General features: G+C 69.0%; 23 protein-coding genes. 17 read left to right on the top strand and 6 right to left on the bottom strand.

From position 1 onward, the window contains the following. Nucleotides 1–28 precede the first annotated feature (28 nt). Together FS770_RS06645 and FS770_RS06640 are read right to left on the bottom strand one after the other, a co-directional pair. Nucleotides 29–472, bottom strand: a complete 444-nt coding sequence (locus tag FS770_RS06645) for a DUF4870 domain-containing protein (RefSeq protein ID WP_244944792.1) — start codon at nt 470–472, stop codon at nt 29–31. Between the two features lie 237 nt (nt 473–709). Then, on the bottom strand, nt 710–1,582 hold the full coding sequence (locus tag FS770_RS06640) for a DUF3097 family protein (RefSeq protein WP_055086309.1): 873 nt from the start codon (nt 1,580–1,582) through the stop codon (nt 710–712). A 184-nt stretch (nt 1,583–1,766) separates the two neighbouring features. Here FS770_RS06640 and hrcA point away from each other — a divergent pair, with 184 nt between their 5' ends. The 3 genes from hrcA (at nt 1,767) to FS770_RS06625 (ending at nt 4,741) form a co-directional block, all read left to right on the top strand. Next, a complete protein-coding gene (hrcA, locus tag FS770_RS06635; RefSeq protein ID WP_145010747.1) occupies nt 1,767–2,780 on the top strand; it encodes a heat-inducible transcriptional repressor HrcA in 1,014 nt (337 codons plus the stop codon). A 66-nt stretch (nt 2,781–2,846) separates the two neighbouring features. Continuing rightward, the gene (gene dnaJ, locus FS770_RS06630) at nt 2,847–3,989 is read left to right on the top strand and encodes a molecular chaperone DnaJ (RefSeq protein ID WP_055086304.1); all 1,143 of its coding nucleotides are present in this window, start codon (nt 2,847–2,849) and stop codon (nt 3,987–3,989) included. Then, complete coding sequence (locus tag FS770_RS06625; protein ID WP_145010744.1) at nt 3,986–4,741, top strand: 16S rRNA (uracil(1498)-N(3))-methyltransferase; 756 nt, start codon at nt 3,986–3,988, stop codon at nt 4,739–4,741. Before dnaJ ends, FS770_RS06625 begins: the two co-directional genes overlap by 4 nt. 133 nt (nt 4,742–4,874) lie before the next feature. Here the strand turns inward: FS770_RS06625 and FS770_RS06620 are convergent, their stop codons facing one another. Further along, complete coding sequence (locus tag FS770_RS06620; RefSeq protein WP_238694004.1) at nt 4,875–5,804, bottom strand: GerMN domain-containing protein; 930 nt, start codon at nt 5,802–5,804, stop codon at nt 4,875–4,877. Between the two features lie 269 nt (nt 5,805–6,073). Here FS770_RS06620 and FS770_RS06615 point away from each other — a divergent pair, with 269 nt between their 5' ends. From FS770_RS06615 to FS770_RS06580, 8 genes are all read left to right on the top strand, one after another. Next, on the top strand, nt 6,074–7,219 hold the full coding sequence (locus tag FS770_RS06615) for a PhoH family protein (RefSeq protein ID WP_145010741.1): 1,146 nt from the start codon (nt 6,074–6,076) through the stop codon (nt 7,217–7,219). A gap of 14 nt (nt 7,220–7,233) precedes the next feature. Further along, nucleotides 7,234–7,722 (top strand): rRNA maturation RNase YbeY, encoded by a 489-nt coding sequence (gene ybeY, locus FS770_RS06610; RefSeq protein ID WP_414672742.1) that lies wholly within the window; start codon nt 7,234–7,236, stop codon nt 7,720–7,722. 88 nt (nt 7,723–7,810) lie between these two features. Then, nucleotides 7,811–8,866: a GTPase Era gene (locus tag FS770_RS06605; protein ID WP_145010738.1), complete on the top strand. Its 1,056-nt coding sequence runs from the start codon at nt 7,811–7,813 to the stop codon at nt 8,864–8,866. Nucleotides 8,867–8,973: 107 nt separating this feature from the next. After that, the gene (locus tag FS770_RS06600; RefSeq protein ID WP_145010735.1) at nt 8,974–10,593 is read left to right on the top strand and encodes an LCP family protein; all 1,620 of its coding nucleotides are present in this window, start codon (nt 8,974–8,976) and stop codon (nt 10,591–10,593) included. Between the two features lie 172 nt (nt 10,594–10,765). Then, nucleotides 10,766–12,520, top strand: a complete 1,755-nt coding sequence (gene leuA, locus FS770_RS06595; protein ID WP_144942909.1) for a 2-isopropylmalate synthase — start codon at nt 10,766–10,768, stop codon at nt 12,518–12,520. 263 nt (nt 12,521–12,783) lie between these two features. After that, nucleotides 12,784–13,542 carry a DNA repair protein RecO gene (recO, locus tag FS770_RS06590; RefSeq protein ID WP_145010732.1) on the top strand — a complete coding sequence of 253 codons (759 nt, stop codon included), beginning with the start codon at nt 12,784–12,786 and terminating at the stop codon, nt 13,540–13,542. Nucleotides 13,543–13,725: 183 nt separating this feature from the next. Continuing rightward, nucleotides 13,726–14,520: an isoprenyl transferase gene (locus FS770_RS06585; RefSeq protein ID WP_145010729.1), complete on the top strand. Its 795-nt coding sequence runs from the start codon at nt 13,726–13,728 to the stop codon at nt 14,518–14,520. Nucleotides 14,521–14,687: 167 nt separating this feature from the next. Beyond that, complete coding sequence (locus FS770_RS06580) at nt 14,688–15,779, top strand: quinone-dependent dihydroorotate dehydrogenase (RefSeq protein WP_145010726.1); 1,092 nt, start codon at nt 14,688–14,690, stop codon at nt 15,777–15,779. Nucleotides 15,780–15,874: 95 nt separating this feature from the next. Here the strand turns inward: FS770_RS06580 and FS770_RS06575 are convergent, their stop codons facing one another. Further along, a complete protein-coding gene (locus FS770_RS06575; protein ID WP_145010723.1) occupies nt 15,875–16,498 on the bottom strand; it encodes a DUF3043 domain-containing protein in 624 nt (207 codons plus the stop codon). An 80-nt stretch (nt 16,499–16,578) separates the two neighbouring features. Between FS770_RS06575 and FS770_RS06570 the strand changes: the two genes are divergently transcribed. From FS770_RS06570 to FS770_RS06550, 5 genes are all read left to right on the top strand, one after another. After that, complete coding sequence (locus FS770_RS06570; protein WP_144942914.1) at nt 16,579–17,997, top strand: dipeptidase; 1,419 nt, start codon at nt 16,579–16,581, stop codon at nt 17,995–17,997. 84 nt (nt 17,998–18,081) lie between these two features. Next, nucleotides 18,082–18,450: a HesB/IscA family protein gene (locus tag FS770_RS06565; RefSeq protein WP_145010720.1), complete on the top strand. Its 369-nt coding sequence runs from the start codon at nt 18,082–18,084 to the stop codon at nt 18,448–18,450. Between the two features lie 316 nt (nt 18,451–18,766). Then, nucleotides 18,767–19,630 carry an aa3-type cytochrome oxidase subunit II gene (gene ctaC, locus FS770_RS06560; RefSeq protein ID WP_186366717.1) on the top strand — a complete coding sequence of 288 codons (864 nt, stop codon included), beginning with the start codon at nt 18,767–18,769 and terminating at the stop codon, nt 19,628–19,630. 10 nt (nt 19,631–19,640) lie between these two features. Then, the gene (ctaD, locus tag FS770_RS06555) at nt 19,641–21,362 is read left to right on the top strand and encodes an aa3-type cytochrome oxidase subunit I (protein ID WP_145010717.1); all 1,722 of its coding nucleotides are present in this window, start codon (nt 19,641–19,643) and stop codon (nt 21,360–21,362) included. After that, a complete protein-coding gene (locus tag FS770_RS06550) occupies nt 21,359–21,763 on the top strand; it encodes a cytochrome c oxidase subunit 4 (RefSeq protein ID WP_145010714.1) in 405 nt (134 codons plus the stop codon). Before ctaD ends, FS770_RS06550 begins: the two co-directional genes overlap by 4 nt. A gap of 228 nt (nt 21,764–21,991) precedes the next feature. On the opposite strand, the gene FS770_RS14290 is transcribed toward FS770_RS06550, so the two are convergent. Together FS770_RS14290 and FS770_RS14285 are read right to left on the bottom strand one after the other, a co-directional pair. Then, complete coding sequence (locus tag FS770_RS14290; protein ID WP_425323829.1) at nt 21,992–22,666, bottom strand: WYL domain-containing protein; 675 nt, start codon at nt 22,664–22,666, stop codon at nt 21,992–21,994. A gap of 62 nt (nt 22,667–22,728) precedes the next feature. Continuing rightward, on the bottom strand, nt 22,729–22,896 hold the full coding sequence (locus tag FS770_RS14285) for an HTH domain-containing protein (protein WP_222126494.1): 168 nt from the start codon (nt 22,894–22,896) through the stop codon (nt 22,729–22,731). Between the two features lie 113 nt (nt 22,897–23,009). On the opposite strand from FS770_RS14285, the gene FS770_RS06540 reads away from it, so the two are divergent. Continuing rightward, nucleotides 23,010–23,267: a VOC family protein gene (locus FS770_RS06540; protein WP_145010711.1), complete on the top strand. Its 258-nt coding sequence runs from the start codon at nt 23,010–23,012 to the stop codon at nt 23,265–23,267. Nucleotides 23,268–23,674 lie beyond the last annotated feature (407 nt).

Genomic DNA, 23,674 nt, shown 5'->3' with positions numbered 1-23,674 from the left:
GGCCCGAGGCGAGTCGTGGGCGCGGGCGTCAGCCGCGGGACGTGGTGAGCCGGTCGTAGAGGTGTGTGTTGCCGCGATACTGGTGCGGCTCGCCGCGGTTGACCTTCACGCCCGCGACCACGGAGGCGATGGCCAGCCACAGCCAGGTCACGGCGGCGACTACGGAGAAGATCCAGCCGATCACGGGTACGAGAGAGAGCGCGATGCCTGCCAGCACCACGACACTCGGCAGCAGCGTGAAGTTCAGCGCCTCCCGGGACTCCTGCGCGGTGAACGGGCCGCGGTCCCCGAACACCCGGTGGATCACGTAGCTGGGCAGCGAGCCGACCACGCCGCCCAGGTGCGCGACGGTGGCCCACTGGCGGTCCTGGTTCACGTCCAGGGGCTGGGCCTCGGCGGGCACGGCCTCGAACGGGGTCTCACCCGCGGCGCGGGCGGCGGGGGCAGCGGGGGTGGGAGCAGCGTCAGTCACGGGTGGGTGTCCCTTTCAGGGGCGGTAGCCGAACCGGGGTGGATCGGAGTCCCGGTGCCCCCTATTCTACGGTGCGCTCCTGGAAACGGACCGGGGTGCGTCTGGAATCACGTGTGAGCCTGGATATGTCGGACGACGCCGCCGCGCCACCGGCAGCCCGGGGCCACCGCGCCAACCGCGTCGGCCGGGACAACGGGTCCCACACGGCACATCCGGCGCCCCACGTGCCAAAACCCCTCAGTAGCCGTCCGGTGCGGTGAGGAAGTCGATGAGCTCCTCGACCCGGCCCAGCAGTGCGGGCTCCAGGTCCGAGTAGCTGTCCACGCGGGCGAGGATCGCCTGCCACGCCCGCCCCACATCCTGGGGAGTGCGGTGGGGCATACCGAGGGCCTTGGCCATCCCGGTCTTCCAGTCCACACCGCGAGGGATCACGGGCCACGCGGGGATGCCCAGGGCTGCAGGCTTCACCGCCTGCCAAATGTCCACGTAGGGGTGGCCCAGGATCTGCACGTTGCCCCGCGCACCCGGCACAGACAGCGCCCGATCCGCGATCCGCGACTCCTTGGACCCGCTGACCAGGTGGTCCACGAGGATCCCGAGACGACGGCCCGGGCCGGGGTGGAACTCCGCGATGGCCGCGGGGAGGTCGTCGATGCCGTGCAGCGGCTCCACGACGATCCCCTCGACTGCGAGGTCGTGGCCCCAGACCTTCGCCACGAGCTCGGCGTCGTGGTAGCCCTCGACCCACACGCGGGACTCCTTGGCCACCGAGGCGCGCAGGTTCTCCACGGCCACCGAGCCGGAGCGCGTAATTCTGGGCCCGCTCGGGACACTGCGAGGTGCGGGCGGGGTGAGGCGGACGGGCTCGCCGTCAAGCAGGAAACCGGGACCGAGGGGGAAGGCCTTGACTCGGCCGTGGCGGTCCTCCAGGCCCACGACGCGCATGCCGCCCACGACCTCCACGCTCACCACGGCGCCCACCCACCCGCTCTCGACGTCCTCGAGCACCATGCCGGACTCCACGGGCAGCCCGCGGGCCGCGGGGGAGCGGCGCGAGACCTCGGGGCTGCCGAGGTCCTGCGGGCCCCAGCCCCAGCCGGGTGTGTTCACGGGGGTGCTCCTCGCTCGCGGGTGACGAATCAGCCGCGAGCGTACCAAAGGACCGGTCCGCGGCAGGGCCACTAGACTCACGGAATTAGCACTGTGCCGATTCGAGTGCCAAAATTGGTCGCGGCCCGGTTCACCGGGTGCCGCACGGGCGCCCGAGGACATCCGCGAGCGGGAGGTGGGAGACATGGAGCATCCGCGCAGGGCGAAGATCCTGCAGGCCATCGTGGAGGACTACGTCCACTCCCGCGAGCCCGTGGGCTCCAAGGCGCTCGTGGAGCGCCACCGGCTGCCCGTCTCCTCCGCCACCGTGCGCAACGACATGGCCGCCCTCGAGGAGGACGGTCTCATTGTGGCACCCCACACCAGTTCAGGTCGGATCCCCACGGACCGCGGCTACCGGGTGTTCGTGGACCAGATCGCCGCGCTGCAGCCCCTCACGCCTGCGCAGCGCCGTGCCGTGCAGGTCTTCCTGGGCGGCGCCCACGACATCGACGATGCCATGGAGCGCACCGTGCGCCTGCTGGCCCAGCTGACCCACCAGGTGGCCGTCATCCAGTACCCGGTGCGCACCGGGATCACGGTGCGCCACGTGGAGCTCGTGGACGTCGGCGGAAACACGCTGCTCGTGGTGCTCATCCCCACGAGCGGCCGCGTGGTGCAGCGCACGGTTGCCCTCACCGCGCCCGTTGCCGAGGACGCCCTGCTCGAGCTGCGCGCCGCCGTCCTGGCGCGCGTGCTGGGTCAGGCACTGGAGACCGTGCCGGCCGCGGTCGCCGAGCTCCCCGAGACCGTGGAAGACCCGGTCCGCGAGGCCGCGCTCGCCGTCGCCGACACCGTGGCAGTGCTGGCCGCCGCCTCGGACGACCAGCGCCTCGTGAGGGCGGGCACCGCCAACCTCGCCCGCTTCAGCGGGGACTTCCCCCAGAGCATCTCCCCGGTGCTCGAGGCGCTTGAGGAACAAGTGACACTGCTGCGATTGTTGTCCGAGATGCAGCAGGACGAGCGCGGCGTCGCGGTACGGATCGGCTCCGAGCAGTACGACGACCCGCTGGCCGAGGCGGCCGTGGTGGCCACCGGCTACGGCCCGCAGGACGCCTCCAAGGTGGGCGTCGTGGGCCCCACGCGCATGGACTACCCCACCACCATGGCCTCCGTGCGTGCCGTGGCCCGCTACCTCTCCAAGAACCTCGGGGACTGACGCGCCACCCGGCGCCGCCCCGGCACAGACCACCGACCCAGAGACGAAAGCAGAAGCGACGACATCGTGAGCGATCACTACGAAACCCTCGGCGTGAGCCGTGACGCCAGCGCCGAAGAGATCAAGCGCGCCTATCGCAAGAAGGCCCGCAAGCTGCACCCGGACGTGAACCCCTCGCCGGAGGCAGCCGAGGAGTTCAAGCGCGTCTCGCACGCCAACGACGTCCTGTCGGACCCGGACAAGCGCCGCGTGTACGACGCCACGGGCAACGAGAACGGCACGGACACCGGCTTCGGCGGAGGCTTCCCCGGCAGCGGGTTCGGCTTCTCGGACATCTTTGAGACGTTCTTCCAGGGCGCGGGCTCCGGCGGCCAGCGGGGCCCCCAGTCCCGCACGCGACAGGGCCAGGACGCCCTGATCAACGTGCGCATCTCCCTGAAGGACGCCGTTTTCGGAGTGGAGAAGGACATCACCGTCGACACCGCGGTCACGTGCCCCACGTGCGAGGGGACGTGCTGCCAGCCCGGCACGAGCCCCACCACGTGCACCATGTGCCACGGCTCCGGCCACATGCAGTACCAGCGGCAGTCCATCCTGGGCATGGTCACCACGCAGGCGCCCTGCTCGCAGTGCAACGGCTTCGGCACCGTGATCGAGCACCCGTGCCACGAGTGCTACGGCGAGGGCCGCGTGCGCGACCGCCGCCCCCTCACGGTGAAGATCCCCGCCGGCATCCAGTCCGGCAACCGGATCCGCCTGGGCGGTCAGGGCGAGGCCGGCACGGCCGGCGGACCCAACGGCGACCTCTTCGTGGAGCTGAAGGTGGACCCGGACCCCACGTTCGTGCGCGAGGGCGACGACCTGCACGCGCGGCTGCGGATCCCCATGACCGCCGCGGCACTCGGCACCACCGTGACGCTGGAAACTTTCGACGGCACGCGCAGCGTGGACGTGGTCCCCGGAACCCAGTCCGGTGCCACCATCACGCTGGACGACCTCGGCGTCACCCACCTGCGCGGCAAGGGTCGCGGGGACCTGCAGGTGCACTTCGAGGTCGAGACGCCTCGGGACCTCACCGGCGAGCAGCGTGAACTCGTGGAACGGCTGGCGGAGCTGCGCGAGGAGCAGGCCCACGACGGCACCACCGTGAGCACCTCCCACTCCGGCGGGTTCTTCTCCCGGCTGCGGGACCGGTTCAACGACCTGTGACGAATCCCGTCTTCCACCGCGAGGACCTCACCGGGGCGCACCCCGGCGAGGTCCTCGACGTCGTCGGCCCCGAGGCCCGTCACGCCGTGACCGTTCGCCGGCTGCGCGCGGGCGCGTCCCTGGACCTCGTGGACGGCCGCGGCACCCGCGCGGTGTGCACGTTCGTCGCGGGGGAGAAGGACCGCATGAGCGTCACCGTGGACTCCGTGGCGCACGAGGAGCCGCCGGCGCCGCGCCTCACGCTCGTCCAGGCGCTGGCCAAAGGGGACCGGGACCTGCAGGCCGCGGAGACCGCCACCGAGCTCGGTGTGGACTGCGTGATTCCGTGGCAGGCAGAGCGCAGCATCGTGCGGCTGCGCGGGGACCGTGCCGCCAAGACCATGGCCAAGTGGGACGCCACCCTGTGCGCGGCCGCCAAGCAGTCCCGGCGCGCGCACTGGCCGCGGCGGGAGCAGTGGGTGGACACCGCCGCCCTCGCGCGGCTCGTGGCGGAGGACACGGAGACCCTGTGGCTCGTGCTGCACGAGACCGCCTCCACCGCGTGGTCCGGGCACGACGTCACCGCCTGGCGGGAGCGGACCCGGATCGCCGTGGTGGTCGGGCCGGAGGGCGGCATCAGCGATGCGGAGACGCAGCTGCTCACCGAGGCCGGGGCCCACACGCTGCGCCTCGGGGACACGGTCATGCGCTCGGCCACCGCCGGGCCGGCCGCCCTGGCCGCGCTGCACTCTGTCCTGGGCCTCTGGGGCTGAGCGCCCCCTCCGCGGGAGGGCTGGGTGGGACGAACCCCGGGATCTCGGGGGAGCAGCATGCCGGGGACGCCACCCGCGCCTCGTCGGGACGGCATGACGACGACGTCGCGCGCCCGCGTACGGCGGATGCGCCTCAGCGCGTGGCAGCGACGGTGATCACGTGGTCGTCCACGAGCACGGTGCCCTGGTCGTTTGTTCCCGCGACCCGCACCGTGTACTCGCCCGGGTCCAGGTCGATGGTGGTCCGCAGCTCGGTGCCGACAGTGGGGTCCGAGCCGGGGGAGGCCGCGGCGACCGTGCCGCTGCGCACTGTGCGCTCGTCCTGCGTGACCTCCCAGCGGACGTCGTGCACCGCGGGCAGAACGCGCAGGAACACGGTCAGGGGACTGCCGGGGTCCGCGTCCGTCTGGGGGTCGATGAGCCACACGGGCGCGGCCAGGGACGTGTCGCGGGTCAGCGGATCGGAGAGGTCCACGGAGCCGAACGCCGAGAACCCGGTGCGCCCGTCCACCAGGATGCGGACCTCCTTGGCGGTGGAGGCGTCCAATAGTCCCGCGGTCACGGCGGCCGCGGAGACCGTGTACACCATCTGCTGCAGCGCCATCTGGGCGTCCTTCTCGGACAGCTGCGTGCCGAACGCCGCCGCGGGCAGGTCCACGGTGATGATGCCGTCCGGGGACACCGAGGTTCCCACCGTGCTCACGGGGGACCACAGCGTGCGGTAGTCGGGGTCCATGGGGGTGGCACGGGTCACCATGGCAGCGGCGCGTGCCACCGGGTCCGCTGTGCTCGTGTCCTCGGGGTTGCGGAACTCACGGAACAGGTAGCCGGACTGGTCACCCGTGCCGACCCAGTAGATGGGGGCCTGCTCGGTGGCCACGCCGCCGAGCGCCTCGTCCGTGGTGCCCGGTGCCGCGCCGATTCCCGGTGCGGCCGCGGAGTTGTCGTCCGGGCGGTCCGCGGCCGTGCCGCACCCGGCCAGCGCCACGGACGCGACCACAGCGAGCGCGGCGAGGCTCCAGCGGCGGGGTGTGCGCGGTGGTACGCGGCGGCGCGGTCTCACGCGGTGCTCGCCCTCCTCCGGGCCCTCGGTGACGGGTGCGGGGTCAGGGACCGCGCCACGGCGACGTCGTGTTCCCACCTCTCCGACACAGAACCTGGAGGGTGGGACCGCGCGGTGTGGCACCGGCGGCATGATTTCACGGCTTCACAAGATACCGACCGGCGGGGGTGCGCGCGAACTCCGGGAGCCCGTGGCGCGGACCGTTACCCGATTGCAACCCGGGACCGTGGCGGACGGCGCGTCGGAGGGGACCGGTAGGCTGGTGCCCGATGAGAGAACAACCCGAGGGGATGAAACCACTGACCGCTGCACCCAGTGAAAGTACCCGTGTGACCGTGCACATGCCGGACCGGGACACCGCCGTGCGGTGCCTGGGCCAGGCGGATTCGACGCTGAGGCTCCTCGAGGGCGAGTTCCCGGCGGTGCGCATGACCGTGCGGGACCTCGATGTCGCCCTCGAGGGCCCCGTGCTCGACACCCGGCTGGCGGCATCCCTGCTCGAGGAGCTGCTGGCGATGGCGCTGCGCGGCACGGAGATCACGGAGCGCACCGTGCTGCGTGTGGCCCGCATGATGCGCGAGTCCCAGCAGGTGCGCCCGGCGAGCGCACTGTCCACGAGCATCCTCTCCACCCGGGGCCGCACCATCCGCCCCAAGACGGTGAACCAGAAGACGTACGTGGACGCGATCGACGAGCACACCGTGGTCTTCGGAATCGGACCGGCAGGCACGGGCAAGACCTACCTGGCCATGGCCAAGGCCGTGCGCGCGCTGCAGGCCAAGGAGGTGAACCGGATCATCCTCACGCGCCCCGCGGTGGAGGCCGGCGAGCGCCTGGGCTTCCTCCCGGGCTCGCTCAACGACAAGATCGACCCCTACCTGCGCCCGCTCTACGACGCGCTGCACGACATGATGGATCCCGAGTCCATCCCGCGGCTCATGGAGGCGGGGGCCATCGAGGTGGCTCCGCTGGCCTACATGCGCGGGCGCACCCTCAACGACGCCTTCGTGATCCTGGACGAGGCTCAGAACACCACTCCCGAGCAGATGAAGATGTTCCTCACGCGGCTGGGCTTCGGCTCGCGCATCGTGGTCACCGGGGACGTCACCCAGGTGGACCTGCCGGGCTCCACGAAGTCCGGGTTGCGTCAGGTGCAGCACGTGCTGGGAAAGATCGACGACATCGCGTTCTGCGAGCTGACCGCCGAGGACGTGGTGCGCCACGAGCTGGTGGGGGAGATCGTGGCCGCTTACGACCAGTTCGACACCACCAACCGGCACCGCATGGAGCGCGCGCACCGCAAGGAGGACCGCCGTGCGGCGGCCGTGCACCGGGCGGCCGCTGCTGGTGAGCGAGCTGGGGCCGACGGAGCAGGAGCGGACCAGGCCACGGGGCCGGCGGGTGGCGCGCTGTGAGCGTCTCGTTCGACCTGCCGTGGGACGGACCGCAGGAGCTCGAAGGGTTCGAGGAGTGCTACCGCGCGGTGGACACGGACCAGCTGGCGGCCCTCGTGGACCTCGCCTTCACCCGGTGGCACCTCCACCCTGAGACCGAGGTCTCGATCGCGGTGGTGGACGAACAGCGCATGGCCGAGCTGCACGAGCAGTGGCTGGACCTGCCCGGTGCCACGGACGTGATGTCCTTCCCCATGGACGAGTTGCGCGAGGGCACCCCGGAGGAGCCCAGCCTGGGCGTCCTCGGGGACGTGGTGCTGTGCCCGCCCGTGGCGCAGCGCCAGGCGCAGGCCGCGGGGCACAGCACGCAGGACGAGCTGTGCCTGCTCACGGCGCACTCGCTGCTGCACCTGCTAGGCCACGACCACGCGCAGGAGGAGGAGCGCGCCAGGATGTTCGCCGCCCAGCGCGCGCTGCTCGAGGAGTTCCTGGGCCGCGATGCCCCCGTGGAGACCATGACGTGACGCCGGTGCCACACCCCGGGCAGCCGCAGGACCCCGCGCGCTGTCCCCACAGGCGCACCCCGATCGAACGCAGGAGCGAGGACACACCATGATGCAGGACACCACCGCCGAGCACGGCGCGGACTTCCGGGCCGGCTTCGCCGTGTTCGTGGGCAGGCCCAACGTGGGCAAGTCCACCCTGACCAACGCTCTGGTGGGCCGCAAGGTGGCCATCACGTCCAACCGTCCACAGACCACGCGCCACACCATCCGAGGCATCGTGCACCGCCCGGACGGGCAGCTGATCCTCGTCGACACGCCGGGCCTGCACCGGCCCCGGACTCTGCTGGGGCAGCGGCTGAACGACGTGGTCGCGGAGACCCTGAGCCAGGTGGATGTCATCGGGTTCTGCGTTCCCGCGGATCAAAAGGTGGGCCCCGGGGACCGCTTCATCGCCCAGCAGGTCGTGGCCGCCGTGAGCAGCACCCCCGTGGTCGCGATCGTCACCAAGGCGGACCTCGTGCCCCAGGACCGGCTCGCCGAGCAGCTGATCGCCGTGAGCGAGCTGGGCCGCGAGGTCGTGTCCGAGGAGCGCGCCCAGCGCGAGGCACGGCGACGACGGCGCGCCGCGGCGTCGTCGGGCGGCACAGGCTCCCGGTCGGAGAAGGTACCCGCCACGGAGGACCAGGACGCCGGCTGGGCCCACGTGATCCCCGTGAGCGCAACGGACGGCTACCAGATGGACGAGCTGGCAGAGCTGCTCGTGTCTCTGATGCCGGTCTCCCCGCCGCTGTACCCCGAGGGTGACCTCACGGACGAGCCAGAGGTCACCATGATGGCCGAGCTGATCCGCGAGGCCGCACTGGAGGGCGTGCACGACGAGCTGCCACACTCGCTCGCCGTGGTCGTGGACGAGGTCTCCGAACGGGAAGGCCGCTCGCCCGAGAACCCCATGCTGGACGTGCACGCGAGCGTGTACGTGGAGCGGTCCTCGCAGAAGGCCATCGTGATCGGCAAGCGCGGTGCGCGGCTGCGGGAGATCGGGACCAAGGCGCGCGAGCAGATCGAGGCACTGCTGGGCACGCGCATCTACCTGGACCTGCACGTCAAGGTCGCCAAGGAGTGGCAGCGGGATCCCAAGCAGCTGTCCAAGCTGGGATTCTGACCCCGCCCACACCGCACACGGAGGGACGGGGCGTATCGTGGCCGAGCGGTCGGGGCGCCGCCCCCGGCCCCGCCCCAGACAGCGAAAGACTGCAGGAGACGTCACCGGTGGATCCCAGCTCAGCACCCCGTCGCGGTCGCCGCGCGCAGGAGACCACGGCGCCTTGGGTCACGCACCCGGCACGTCGCACGAACCGGGAGGGGGAGCCCTTCGACCTGCGGCAGACCGGGCGCCACCACAGGGCCCGTGAGCACCGTGCCTCCGCCCGCAGGATCGGCGTGATCCTGGCGGTCCTCGCCCTGATCGCGGCAATCGGGATCGGTGGTATTGCCGCGCTGCGGCTGACGGGAAACCTACAGTCCAGCCCCCTGAACCTCTCCGACGGCGCGGAGGCAGTGGACGACGGCCCGCTCGACATCCTCGTGATGGGCTCGGACACCCGCAGCGGCACGGGCAACTCCGAGTACGGCAGCAAGGACGACTCCGAAGGCCGCACGGACGTGATGATGCTCCTGCACGTCACGCAGAGCAGGGATGCCGTGACCGTGGTGTCCTTTCCCCGGGACCTGATGGTGGAGATCCCGCAGTGCACGGACCCGGACTCCGGCAAGGTTTACGCCGCGGAGACGGACATGCTCAACAGCGCGGTGGAGCGCGGCGGACCCGGCTGCACCGTGGCGGCCATCAACGAGCTCACGGGCGTCAACATCGACCACTTCATGCTCGCGGACTTCAACGCCGTGAAGGAGCTCTCCTCCGCGGTGGGCGGCGTCGAGGTGTGCGTGAACAACGCCGTGGACGATCCGAAGTCCGGGCTGAAGCTGCCCGCGGGCATCTCCTCCGTGGAGGGCGAACAGGCGCTGGCGTTCCTGCGCTCCCGCGCGGCGTTCGGCAACGGTGGGGACGAGGCCAGGATCCGCTCCCAGCAGTCGTTCCTGGCGTCCCTGACGCGCAAGATCCAGTCCGACGGGACCCTCACGAACCTCCCGGAGCTCTACCACATCGCGGAGGTCATGACCCAGAACCTGCACGTGGACTCGGGTCTCACCTCGATCCCCACGCTCGTGGGCATCGCGCGCACGTTCAACGGCATCGACCCCGGGAAGATCGCGTTCGTCACGGCCCCGACCGAGGTCTACCCCGAGGACCCGAACCGGCTGCAGCTGGACGAGAAGGGCGCCGAGAAGCTCTTCGCCACGTTGCGCGACGACGTCTCGGTCACGCGGGCGCAGGACGGCACTTCCGCGTCCCCGAGCGGTGAGTCCTCGGACGTCGCGACCTCCGGCAGCGGGGCCGGTCACTCGACGGCCGGGGCGACGTCTTCCCCGTCCGCCACACCGAGCGCCACAGGGCCCGCGCTGGACCCCGCCACGGTGCCGCTGGCCGTCTCCAACCGCTCGGACGCCGGGGGCCGGGACAGCCAGCTCGTCTCGGTGCTGAAGAAGGCCGGATACGACCACGCCGCCACCGAGAAGTCCGGTGCGCAGCTCTCCGCCACGCAGATCTTCTACAACCCGAACTGGGCGGCCGCGGCGGATGACGTCGCCGAACTCCTCAACGTCTCCGCGAGCCAGCTCACCGCCTCCTACGAGGTCACGGGTGTGGAGGTGGCCGTGGGCCAGGACTTCGTGAGTGGGGACAGGATGGACAAGAACCTGTCCCTCCCGGACGACCTGCAGGGCCAGACGGCCGAGCAGTTCACGTGCCAGGCGACTGCGGACGAGTAACGGGGCCGGGGGCCAACGTGCCTAGTGGTACGTTGGATCACATGCGGCAGGACATGAAGCGACTCGTGCTTATGTGCCGCAGCGGGGCCTGAACGATCCTATTGACGGCCGACCACCCGCTGCGGAGTTCCGTGGTGCCGGCCCACAGTCACAGATCGAAAGGCCCCCTCCCGTGAAGAATGTGCAACGCCCCTCCGGCATGCCGGTTCACAAGTACACCCCGTACCACCAGAAGTTCCCGTTCGACATGTCCGACCGCACGTGGCCGGACAAGGTGGCGACAACGGCGCCGCGCTGGTGCGCCGTGGACCTTCGTGACGGCAACCAGGCGCTGATCGATCCCATGAACTCCGAGCGCAAGCTGCAGATGTTCCAGCTGCTTGTGCGCATGGGCTACAAGGAGATCGAGGTTGGTTTCCCCTCGGCCTCGCAGACGGACTTCGACTTCGTGCGCACCCTGGTCGAGGGTGACCACATTCCCGAGGACGTCTCCATCCAGGTGCTGACGCAGTCCCGCGAGCACCTGATCGAACGCACGTACGAGGCCATCGACGGCGCCCCGCACGCGATTGTGCACCTGTACAACTCCACTTCCACGCTGCAGCGGCGCGTGGTGTTCAAGCAAGACATGGACGGCATCGTGGACATCGCCCTCACTGGAGCCCGGCTGTGCCGCAAGTACGAGGAGCAGCTCAAGCACACCGCCGTCACCTACGAGTACTCGCCGGAGTCCTACACGGGCACCGAGCTGGAGTTCGCCGCCCGGATCTGCAACGAGGTGGCGGAGACCTTCGAGATCGGCAACGGCCGCAAGATGATCGTCAACCTGCCGGCTACGGTGGAGATGGCCACCCCCAACGTCTATGCGGACTCGATCGAGTGGATGGGCCGGCACCTTTACCAGCGGGAGGACATCATCCTCTCCCTGCACCCCCACAATGACCGCGGCACCGGGGTTGCCGCCGCCGAGCTGGGCTACTTGGCCGGCGCGGACCGCATTGAGGGGTGCCTGTTCGGCAATGGTGAGCGGACGGGCAACGTGGACCTGGTGACCCTGGGCCTGAACCTGCTGACGCAGGGTGTGGACCCGCAGATCGACTTCTCGGACATCGAGGAGATCCGCCGCACCGTGGAGCGCTGCAACCAGCTGCCCGTTCCGGAGCGCAGCCCCTACGGCGGGGACCTCGTCTTCACCGCGTTCTCCGGCTCGCACCAGGACGCGATCAAGAAGGGCTTCGAGTCCATGCAGCAGGATGCCCAGGCCCAGGGCGTGGCCGTGGACGACCTCGAGTGGGCCGTTCCGTACCTGCCGATCGACCCCAAGGACGTGGGCCGCAGCTACGAGGCCGTGATCCGTGTGAACTCGCAGTCTGGCAAGGGCGGCGTGGCCTACCTGCTCAAGAGCGAGTACGGGATCGACCTGCCGCGCCGCGCACAGATCGAGTTCTCCGGTGTGGTGCAGAAGTTCACGGAGACTTCCGGCTCGGAGGTCACGGCCCAGCAGCTGTGGAAGATCTTCTCGGACGAGTACCTGCCCGCCAAGGTGGACGGCGAGGGGACATGGGGTCACTACCGGATCACGTCCATCTCCACCCACGCGGAGGATGAGGGAAACACTGTGCTGGAGATCGGCCTGGACGTCGGTGGCGAGCACCGCGAGCGCAGCGCCCACGGCACAGGCCCGATCGACGCGCTGATCAACCTGTTCAACGAGGAGGGCGTGGACGTGCGGCTGCTGGACTACACCGAGCACACGCTCTCCGCAGCGGCCAACGCGCAGGCCGCTAGCTACGTGGAGCTGGCCGTGGGTGACCGCGTGCTGTGGGGTGCCGGGATGGACAACAACACCACCCGAGCCTCGCTCAAGGCCGTGATCTCCGGGGTGAACCGCGCCGTCCGGGACGCCCAGCTGGCGGGGCAGGCCTGATCACCTTTCCGTGAGCGCAGGGGACCCCGGCCCCGGTGGGGCGGGGTCCCGTTCTCCATCCGTCGTGGACGACGCCGCCGCACGGTACCGTCTTCGAGGCACCGCCCGGGCACCGTCGGCCGGTCGCCCCAACCACTGCGACACCAACAGTTGCTGCACGGGGCCGGCGAAGCACGCCACCGTTACGGCCCGCGACAGGTACGGTGTGGGCTCTGCCGGGGACGGGGCGTCGTCGTGTCCGAACCGGGTGGCACAATGACGCTGTGGCCCGCTCAACCTTCGCTTCGCGTTCCTACAGCGACGACGCCGTGGTGCTGCGCACGTACAAGCTGGGCGAGGCTGACCGGATCGTGATCCTGCTGACGTCGGAGCACGGACAGGTGCGGGCCGTGGCCAAGGGGGTGCGACGTACCACCTCGCGCTTCGGCGCCAGGCTTGAACCGTTCAACGTGGCGCGGGTGCAGCTGGTGCACGGCCGCACGCTGGACATCGTCTCCCAGGCCGTGGGCATGCGGTCCTACGGCGAGCGCATCGTGGCCGACTACGAGCGCTACACGGCCGCGGCCGCCATGGCGGAGACCGCCGAGAAGCTCACCGCGGACGACTACGACACCGCAGCCCAGCACTTCCGCCTGCTCACGGGGGCCTTCTCCGCGGTGGCCCGCGGTCTGCACCCGCCGGGGCGCATCTTGGACTCCTACCTCCTGCGCGCCGTGTCCCTCGCCGGCTGGTCGCCGAGCTTCATGGACTGCGCCCGGTGCGGGGCGCCGGGACCGCACCGTTCGTTCTCAGCCGCTCTCGGCGGGGCCGTGTGCCCGCAGTGCCGGCCACCGGGGGCAGCGGCGCCGAGCCCCTCGACGTTCGTGCTGCTGGACGGTCTGTTGCGGGGAGACTGGCCCGTGGTCGACGCCGCGGACCCTCGCACCGCACGCGCCGCCGCCGGCCTGGTGGCCGCGTACGTGCAGTGGCACATGGAACGCACGGTGAAGGCCCTGGCTCTCGTGGACCGCGGGGAGGCCTGAGCTCGGCACGCAACGGTCACGCGAACGTCGGAGCCCGGCGGCGGTGGCAGGGAGGCGTGAGCCCTTGACGGCCTGCAACGGCTGCGCCAAGGCGTGAAGCCCCGCCCGGCATGGCCGCGCGGAGCTGGCCGTGAACGTCCTAGGGTGGAGACGACATCGCACCCCCGTTGAGAGGACTCCCGCGTGAACCGCTTCTCCCCGCCACCCCTGCACCCGAGCGGCGCCACCGCGCCCGCCCTGGAGCGCGTCGCCCTGCCGCAGCACGTGGCGCTCGTGATGGACGGCAACGGGAGATGGGCCAATGAGCGCGGGCTGCCGCGCACCGAGGGGCACCGCGCGGGGGAGCGCGCGCTCATGGAGGTGGTGGCCGGTGCGATCGAGCTGGGAATCCCCTATGTCTCCGCCTATGCGTTCTCCACGGAGAACTGGAAACGTTCCCCGGCGGAGGTGGCCTTTCTCATGAACTTCACGGGGGACGTCATGGCACGTCAGCTGCCCACGTTCCAGGAGTGGGGGATCAAGGTCCGGTGGGCCGGGCGCCGACCCCGGCTGTGGGGCTCGGTCATCAAGCGGTTGGAGACCGCGGAGCAGGAGACGCAGGACAATGACGTCATCACCCTGACCATGTGTGTGAACTACGGCGGACGGGCCGAGATCGCGGACGCCGCGGCCGCGATGGCCCGTGATGCCGCGGAGGGACGGCTCAAACCGGGGTCCATCACCGAGGCCACCGTCCAGCGCTACCTGGACGAGCCCCAGTTGCCGGACGTGGACATATTCCTGCGCTCCTCGGGGGAGCAGCGGCTGTCCAACTTCATGCTGTGGCAGTCGGCATACGCGGAGATGGTGTTCCTAGACGTCCTGTGGCCCGACGTGGACCGGCGGGTGCTGTGGCGCGCGGTCGAGGACTACGTGGACCGCGACCGCCGCTATGGCGGAGCGGTGGACCGCGCACCGGACGCTGAACCGGGGGAGTAGCCCACCACATCCCACACGGAGGATGAAGGTTTTGCTGAAACTCAAAATATATATGTCAACCTTCACCTGAAACTATGATTACTTGCCTTCCGTCCTCCCCGCATGGAGGATGGCTCCCCACTCAAAGGGAGAGCGGCGCACAGGCGCCCGTGTGGAAAACTGCTCCCATGCGTGTGTATCCCACCTTCTTCAGAGTCGCTTTCTCCTGGATGGACCCCGAGCTCGCCCACACGCTGGGCTTCGCCGGGATCAAGCTCGCCCACCGTTGCGGTCTGGGCCGTGTACTGAGCCGGGTGACGGCACCGGCACCCGGCAGCGAGGTGCAGGTCATGGGCCTCACGTTCCCCTCACCCTTTGGGCTGGCCGCGGGCTTCGACAAGGGAGCCACGGGAACCCACGCGCTCACGGACCTCGGCTTCGGCCACGTGGAGATCGGCACCGTTACCGGCCAGGGACAGCCCGGCAACCCCCGCCCGCGGCTGTTCCGGCTTGTGGCGGACCGGGCCGTCATCAACCGGATGGGCTTCAACAACGACGGTGCACAGGCCGTGGCCCCCCGGGTCGTCTCGGCGCTGCAGAGCCTCGCGGGACGGGCAATTCGCACGAGCAGGCCCCGCCCGGTGGTCGGCGTGAACATCGGCAAGACGAAGGCCGTGGGGCTCGAGGACGCCACGGAGGACTACGTCCACAGCACGCGCGTCCTCGCGCCCTACGCGGACTACCTCGTGGTCAACGTGTCCTCGCCCAACACGCCCGGACTACGACAGCTCCAGGAGCTCGACGCCCTGCGGCCGCTGCTGGGGGCTGTGCGGGAAGAGGCGGACCGCGTCACGTCACGCCGGGTGCCGCTGCTGGTGAAGATCGCGCCGGACCTCGCGGATGAGGACGTCCTCGCGGTGGCGGACCTTGCCCTGGACCTGGGCCTGGATGGCATCGTCGCCACCAACACGACGATCGCCCGCGAGGGGCTGGGGCTGCGGACCCCCGCCGAAGAGGTGGCCGCGGACGGCGTGGGCGGACTCTCGGGGGCCCCGCTGCGGCGTCGTTCCCTGGAGGTGCTGCACCTGCTGCGCGAGCACGTGGGTGACCGCCTGGTCCTCGTTTCCGTGGGCGGAGTGACCACGGCCCAGGACGTCCAGGAGCGGCTGGATGCCGGCGCCTCGCTCGTCCAGGGCTACACGGCGTTCCTCTACGAGGGGCCGTTCTGGGCGGCGCGGATCAACCGGGGCCTGGTGAAGGCAGCGCGCCGGGGCCGCTGAGATCCCCAGCTGTTGTCGTGACGAAGGGCCGGTCCACCGCTCGGTGGTCCGGCCCATCGTCATGGCAGATGACGGGCACAACGGCCCGTGGTGGATCAGGCGGGGCGCTCACCGCGGCGCACCTGTGGCTTGGGCAGGCGCAGACGGCGGATGGTGAAGGTGCGCATGGCGGCGTACCAGCGGGTGCCGCGCTGCACCGTGCCGAACTTGCGGCGCAGGGCCGAGTGCATGCGCGTGGTGGTGATGGCGGCGTCGACCACGCACAGCACGATGTACCCGTAGACCATGTAGATCAGGGTCAGAGCGGCGGACTGCAGCGGCAGGAACATCACCACCAAGATGAGCAGCAGCACGATCAGCACGTACTCGCCGATGTTGAACCGTGAGTCCACCCAGTCGCGCGCAAAACGACGCTGGGGCCCGGCGTCGCGCGGACCCAGGTAACGCTCGTCGCCCGCGGCCATGCCCGCCTGGGCCTGCGCTCGGCGCTCCCGTTCGAGCTGCTTCGACTCCTCCTTTGCAGCCTTGCGGTCCTCCGGGATCAGGGGGCGACGGCGCGCGGCCTCCTGCTCCCTTCGGGTGGGCGTGGGCCGACCCTTCTTTCCGCCCGTGGCGGCGCTCTGCGCACCCCGCACGGAGGAGTCGGTGGAGTCCTTCACGGCCGTGGCGCGCACTGCGGTGGAACCCGAGGATTGATCTGCCTTCTTGCGTCCAAACACCCGACCAGCCTAACGGAGGGCAGCGGCCTTTCCGCCCGCGTGACCTGCCGGTGCCCAGGTGTCCCGTCTACGCTGGGACCATGAGCACAGACTTCACCCGCCCCAGTTCACAGACGGTGGGCGCACTGCGTCGCCGCGTCGTCGATTCGCGAGCGGAGCTGCTCGCGGACCTCAGCGCCCTCGTGGCGATCCCGGGCATCGCCTGGGACTCCTTCGACTCCGCGGACCTCGACCGCAGCGCGGACGCCGTCGCCGGGCTGCTGCGCGAACTGCCCTTCGACGACGTCGAGGTGCTGCGGGTCCCCACCGCCCCGGACGAGAAGCCGGGCCACCCCGCGGTCGTCGCCCGCAAGGCCGCGGCCACCGGATTCCCCACGATCCTGCTCTATGCGCACCACGACGTGCAGCCCCCGGGCAGACGCGAGCTGTGGGAGACCGAGCCTTTCGAGGCCGTCGAGAAGAGCGGGCGGCTGTGGGGACGCGGCGCCGCGGACGACAAGGCCGGTGTGATGGCCCACGTGGGTGCCCTGCGCGCGTTCTTCGAGCAGGCGGGAAGCGAGCCCGGGCTCGGGATCTCCGTGTTCGTCGAGGGGGAGGAGGAAGCTGGTTCGCCCGGCTTCGAGGCCTTCCTCGATGCCCACCGGGACAAGCTCGCGGCGGACGTCATCGTGATCGCGGACTCCGCCAACTGGGAGGTCGGGGTGCCCGCGCTGACCACGAGCCTGCGCGGCGTCGTCGGCGGCGTGGTGGAGGTCCAGGTGCTGGACCACGCCGTCCACTCCGGCATGTTCGGCGGCCCGGTCCTGGATGCCCCCACGGTGCTCTCCCGACTGATCGCCACCCTTCACGACGACGACGGCGCAGTGGCCATCGAGGGGCTGCTGAGCGAGGACCACACGGACGTCGACTACGACGAGACCCGCTTCCGCGCGGACGCCGGAGTGCTTGACGGAGTGCAGCTGACCGGGCGCGGCTCCATCTCGTCCCGGCTGTGGACCCAGCCGGCGCTGTCGGTCACCGGCATCGACGTCACCGAGGTGGACAAGGCGTCAAACACCATCGCCGCGACGGCGCGCGCCAAACTAAGCCTGCGGATCGCTCCGGGTCAGGATCCGAAGGAGGCGGCACAGGCGCTGCGCAAGCACGTCGAGGACAACGCGCCGTTCGGCGCCCACGTGAGCTTCGAGCTCGAGGAGACCGGCCCGGCCTTCAGCGCGGACACCGAGGCCACGAGCTCGCAGATCGCCCTGTGGGCCTTCGAGCAGGCATGGGGCCGCCCCGCCGTGACCGCCGGCATGGGAGGCTCCATCCCCTTCACCGCCACCCTCACGCGGGCGTATCCTGAGGCGCAGATCCTGATCACCGGAATCGAGGACCCAGACACCCGCGCCCACAGCGCCAACGAGTCCCTGCACATTGAGGACTTCCTGCACGCCGTCACCGCGGAGGCACTGGTCCTCGCGGCACTCGCGGAACAGGGCGCGCCGGGAACGGAATGATTCCTCCCACCTGGACGTTCGAATTGGCAGAAGGGTCAGACAGCACCCCGGGGTGAGCCCAGGGTCGAACAGAAAGTGAGCACCATGAGCGTCACGACCGACAACAAGACCATGCAGGACCTGCCCACCCACGAGGTGCTGCTCACCGACAACGCCGCGCAGAAGGTCCGCGACCTCCTCGAGCAGGAGGGCCGCACCGACCTCCGGCTGCGCGTGGCTGTTCAGCCCGGTGGCTGCTCTGGGCTGATCTACCAGCTCTACTTCGACGAGCGTGTCCTGGACGGCGACCACGTGCGCGACTTCGGGGGAGTGGAGGTCATCGTGGACAAGATGAGCGTCCCCTACCTCAGCGGTTCCACGGTGGACTTCGAGGACACCATCTCCAAGCAGGGCTTCTCGATCGACAACCCCAACGCGCAGGGCTCCTGCGCGTGCGGCGACTCCTTCCACTGAGTCCCCGCGGGGACACCGCGCAGCAGCGGGGGTGTGCATGGCCCACGGGCCGGGTACACCCCCGCTCTCCGTGTCCGGGGTGGTTCCGCAGCTGCCGCTGCGCGGCGCAGACCACGATGTCGCGGGCCCGCGTGGAAGCGGTTTTAACGAGCTCCGGGCCCGGATTCCCGGGCGACACGGCGTGCTGACACAGTGTCAGCACATGGAGGGGCTGAGGGGTAAGCTTCCTAGGGAGAACCATTAACGGGCGACGTGTCCTCTCTGCCCTCGCGCAGGGCCGATGCCGAACCCACGTACAGAAGAGGAAGGGCCGTCTGTGAGTTCGCAAACTCGAACCGGCACCCGCCGCGGCCGAGCGCTGAAGGTCTCGGCAGTGGCAGTCCTGGCGACGATCTCGCTCACCGCGTGCTCGGAGCAGTCGAAGGTGGGCTTCCTGCCCACTGAACGGGGTACCACCGACAACGCTGACCAGGTCATGGACCTGTGGATCGGTTCCTGGATCGCGGCACTGAGCGTTGGCCTCGTGGTGTGGGGTCTCATGCTCTGGTGCATGGTCGCCTACCGCCGGCGCAAGAATGAGACCGGTTACCCTCGTCAGCTCGCATACAACGCCCCGCTGGAGATCTTCTACACGATCGTCCCCATTGCGCTGATCGTGAGCCTGTTCTTCTTCTCCTTCCGTACGCAGACCGCCATCACCGACCGCTTCGACAATCCCGACGCGAAGATCCAGGTGTACGGCAAGCAGTGGGCGTGGGACTTCAACTACCTCGACGAGGACGTCCACTACCAGGGCGTGCAGGCGCACCTCACGGGTGAGCCCGGTGTCGAGGAGACCCTGCCGACTCTGTACCTCCCGGCGGACAGCAAGGTCGAGCTGGAGATCTCCTCCCGCGACGTCATCCACTCGTTCTGGGTCCCGGCCTTCCTCGAAAAGATCGACATGGTCCCGGGCCGTACGAACTACATGAGCTTCACCACCGGTCGCGAGGGAACCTTCGCTGGCAAGTGTGCCGAGCTGTGCGGCGAGTACCACTCCGAGATGCTCTTCAACGTGTCCGTCGTGAGCAAGGACGAGTACAACGCCCAGATCCAGAAGCTGCGCGACGAGGGCAACACGGGGATCGTCGGCGACGAGTACAACCGCAACCCGAACCTCAACGCAACGTCCAACAACTAGGGGATAGGCAATGTCTACGCTCGAATACTCGCGGGACGACGCGGCCACGGCCGCACCCCGCGTTGTCCCACGCTCCAAGGGCAAGGTGATCGTCAACTGGCTCACCTCGACCGACCACAAGACCATCGGGTACATGTACCTGATCTCGTCCTTCAGCTTCTTCTGCGTGGGCGGCGTTATGGCGCTGCTCATCCGTGCGGAGCTCTTCGAGCCCGGCATGCAGATCCTCGAGACGAAGGACCAGTACAACCAGCTGTTCACCATGCACGGCACGATCATGCTGCTGATGTTCGGCACCCCGCTGTTCATCGGCTTCGCAAACGTGATCGTCCCGTTGCAGCTGGGCGCACCGGACGTCGCCTTCCCGCGACTGAACGCGCTGGCCTTCTGGTTCTTCCTCTTCGGCTCGCTCGTGGCCGTCTCCGGCTTCATGTCCCCGCAGGGCGCCGCGTCCTTCGGCTGGTTCGCCTACGCACCTCTGAACAGCACCACGTTCAGTCCAGGGGTTGGCGGTGACCTCTGGGTCTTCGGCCTGGGCCTGCAGGGCTTCGGCACCATCCTCGGTGGGGTCAACTTCATCACCACCATCGTGTGCATGCGCGCTCCCGGCATGACCATGTGGCGCATGTCACTGTTCACCTGGACCACGCTGATCACCGCCATCCTCATCATCATGATCTTCCCGCCGCTGGCTTCCGCGCTGTTCGCACTGGGAATGGACCGCCGACTGGGTGGTCACATCTTCGATGCTGAGAACGGTGGGGCCATCCTCTGGCAGCACCTCTTCTGGTTCTTCGGACACCCTGAGGTCTATGTGCTGGCGCTGCCGTTCTTCGGCATCGTCTCCGAGATCATCCCCGTGTTCTCCCGGAAGCCGCTCTTCGGCTACAAGGGCCTCGTTTTCGCGACCATCGCCATTGCGGCGCTGTCCGTCACCGTGTGGGCACACCACATGTACGTCACGGGTGCTGTGGCGCTGGGCTTCTTCTCCTTCATGACGATGATGATCGCGGTGCCCACGGGTGTGAAGTTCTTCAACTGGATCGGCACCATGTGGCAGGGCTCGCTCACCTTCGAGACACCCATTCTGTGGGTGCTGGGCTTCCTCTTCACGTTCCTGTTCGGCGGTCTGACCGGCATCATCTTGGCCACCCCGCCCCTGGACTTCCACGTCTCGGACACCTACTTCGTGGTGGCGCACTTCCACTACGTGATCTTCGGAACCGTCGTGTTCGGCATGTTCGCGGGCTTCTACTTCTGGTGGCCCAAGTTCACCGGCAAGATGCTCAACGAGCGCATCGGCAAGATCCACTTCTGGCTGCTGTTCGTCGGCTTCCACATGACGTTCCTCATCCAGCACTGGCTGGGCGTGGACGGCATGCCCCGCCGTTACGCGGACTACCTGCCGGAGGACGGATTCACCTGGATGAATCAGTTCTCGACGGTCGGCTCCATGCTGCTGGGCGTGTCCATGATCCCGTTCTTCTGGAACGTGTACACCACGCACCGCAACGCCAAAAAGGTCGAGGTGGACGATCCCTGGGGCTTCGGGGGTTCTCTCGAGTGGGCGACCTCCTGCCCACCCCCGCGCCACAACTTCACTTCGTTGCCCCGCATCCGCTCTGAGCGGCCCGCGCTGGACCTCCACCACCCGGAGCTCTCCGCGTTTTCCAGCCAACAGTACGACGCCGAGATGCCCCTCGTGGGCGGTTCCGGGAGGAACGGACGATGAAAGCAACCATCAAACTGTTCCTGATGCTGGCCGTGTTCTGCCTGGTAATCGGGTTCATCTACGGATACGTGACCGACTTCCAGGAGCTCGCGGGCTTCCCGGCGCTCCTCGCTCTGTCGGCCATGAGCTTCATGCTCGTCATCTACCTCTGGCTCGTGCAGCGCTCCGCCGGTGGCAGCCTGCCGGAGGACCGCGAGGACGGCGAGATCGTGGAGATGTCCGGCGACTACGGTGCTTTCTCCCCGTGGAGCTGGTGGCCCCTGCTCCTCGGCATCGGCTGCGCGTTGTTCGTGACCGCGCTGGCCGTTGGCTGGTGGATCATCATCCTGGCCGCTCCTGTGGCCCTGCTGGGCCTCCTGGGGCTGATCTTCGAGCACTCCCGCGGAGACCACGCGCACTGATCGACCACTGAGCACCGTGATTTGCGACGATGCCCGCCCCATCCACGAATGGGGCGGGCATCGTCGTGTCTCCGCGCAACAGAGAGGAGCACTGCAGAGCAGCTCCGACACCACGTGCTGCAGGCGACCACATTCCAGGGTCCATGGAGCAGTTCGTGACGGCAGGGGCGTAATGGGCGTAAGCTGATGCGCCTGTCCCGATCGGTGTGGGCGGAGCGCAGGTCGCAGTCAGGTCCAACGGCATTGGCCGCGCCGTGCTCCAGAGCAGCGTCGGTGCCGAGAAGCGTGGGGCGCCGTGAGATTGACGGCCTTGCGGGCACCAAGGTCAACCCGAATGCTTTCGACATGGACGTCACCGCTCGGCGCTGCGGCTACTTCTTCACCAAGATGCTCATAGCAACACTGGGCAGGGAGGTTGATCAACGGTCGGGTATCTCGCTTACCGGTCGTCGGACTCGAGCGAGAGACGCTCTGCCATGTCCGTCCCGATCTGACGAATGCGTTCGCGTGCTCCTTCGGGGGGAAGTATCTCGATGTGGTTGCCGAACTGGAAGAGCTGACGCACCGTACGAGGTCGAGTCGGCTTTCTAGGAGGCGGACGGTCACGCTCACCCGACCCGGCGACTCGGCGCGTTCCTTCAGCGCCGCCCACACGGTGCGCCGCGTATGACCTGACCGGAGGGCGGCCGGTGCGTCGAGCGGCGTGCAGTCCGAGAGCTGTTCCAGAGTGAACAGCCGGCCGGTGCCCTGCTCGTCGGCGATGAGGTACCGGCGGCCCGACGTCGCTACGAGCCCGTACGGGTCGACGATGCGGGGCGATGCCCGCCCGTCAGCGCTGCGCGTGTACTGGATTTTCATCCGGCATAGGTGACGAAGCGCCCAGGCACGTTCGGTGATGTCCACTTCCGCACTCGGCTCTACCAGCCACACGCTGCTGTCGACCGTTACCAGGTCAGCCAATCGCGTCACGTTCGAGGCCCCGGACGCCGCGGTCTGACGGACGGTGATTTTGCGCGCGGCCGTCTCATGCACCGCAGGCAGTCCGAGGCACTCGAAACTTTCAACGCCGCGACATCCCGCAGCACCGTCCGCCGGGACACCTCCAGACGCTCGGCGTGCTCGGTCGTGGGCATGCGCTGGCGCGTCTATAGGAACGGCAGGAGGCGCAGCAATTTCGAGGCCTGCAATCCGAGCAGTCCTTTCAGAAAAAGATGACAGGTCCTGTCGTGGTCTCCAGTCGCGCTACATGGCTTTCGACGTTGCCCCCGGCGTCCTGTTCGCCCCGTGGACCAGACGCACCGAACACGCCGTCTCGAGCGCCCCCCGCACGAGCAAGCTCGGGCTGATGATCACCGGCCCGGCCTCCACAGTTGACAAGACCTTCACGAGTTGGGTCTCACAGTGCGTCCACATCGCGACGGAGCCGCACGGTGACGTCTTCGGCCACACATTCGCGGCTACGAATCCGGACGGCAATCTCATCCCCGTCTCCCCGGTGGACTGACCCGCACGAACACTGACCATGTCATTCGGTCCTCGAAGGGACGGTCGCGCCCGATGGTCGGCCCTTGGGCGTGTCTGCCTCCGGGGGGCGACTTCATCACGGAGGCTGTCCGGGCCCGCGGGATGGTGTCACCTTCGAGCGAGTCCCAACGCGTGATGGTGGTACCTGCTGGTTGCACCCGCCGTGTGGCAACTGCGAGGCGCGGGCGATCCCGCCCCGAATCGGATGCGGTCGTACCCGCCGCACTGCACACACGCCAACGTGGAACGCTCCCACCGGCCTGTGGCCCATGGCCGGGCCTGGTCCTGCCGCTACACTCGCGGTCCACGGCGTGGTCGCGATGTGGACATGAAAAGGGCCCGTGGAGATCAGTGATCTCCACGGGCCCTCCTGAGCCCCATCCGGGT

Origin of the sequence: Kocuria salsicia (assembly GCF_007681555.1) — a bacterium.
GTDB classification, from domain to species: Bacteria; Actinomycetota; Actinomycetes; order Actinomycetales; family Micrococcaceae; genus Kocuria; species Kocuria salsicia.
The sequence above is the reverse complement of the archived record's forward strand: the minus strand, read 5'-3'. Positions and strand labels throughout refer to the sequence as shown.

What these genes read in the sequence shown, in the direction of transcription:
- hrcA (WP_145010747.1), top strand. Translation starts at nt 1,767, where the DNA reads ATGGAGCATCCGCGCAGGGCGAAGATCCTGCAGGCCATCGTGGAGGAC.
- FS770_RS06615 (WP_145010741.1), top strand. Translation starts at nt 6,074, where the DNA reads ATGAGAGAACAACCCGAGGGGATGAAACCACTGACCGCTGCACCCAGT.
- FS770_RS06605 (WP_145010738.1), top strand. Translation starts at nt 7,811, where the DNA reads ATGATGCAGGACACCACCGCCGAGCACGGCGCGGACTTCCGGGCCGGC.
- FS770_RS06580 (WP_145010726.1), top strand. Translation starts at nt 14,688, where the DNA reads ATGCGTGTGTATCCCACCTTCTTCAGAGTCGCTTTCTCCTGGATGGAC.
- FS770_RS06570 (WP_144942914.1), top strand. Translation starts at nt 16,579, where the DNA reads ATGAGCACAGACTTCACCCGCCCCAGTTCACAGACGGTGGGCGCACTG.
- FS770_RS06565 (WP_145010720.1), top strand. Translation starts at nt 18,082, where the DNA reads ATGAGCGTCACGACCGACAACAAGACCATGCAGGACCTGCCCACCCAC.
- ctaD (WP_145010717.1), top strand. Translation starts at nt 19,641, where the DNA reads ATGTCTACGCTCGAATACTCGCGGGACGACGCGGCCACGGCCGCACCC.
- FS770_RS06550 (WP_145010714.1), top strand. Translation starts at nt 21,359, where the DNA reads ATGAAAGCAACCATCAAACTGTTCCTGATGCTGGCCGTGTTCTGCCTG.
- FS770_RS14285 (WP_222126494.1), bottom strand. Translation starts at nt 22,896, where the DNA reads ATGCCCACGACCGAGCACGCCGAGCGTCTGGAGGTGTCCCGGCGGACG.
- FS770_RS06540 (WP_145010711.1), top strand. Translation starts at nt 23,010, where the DNA reads ATGGCTTTCGACGTTGCCCCCGGCGTCCTGTTCGCCCCGTGGACCAGA.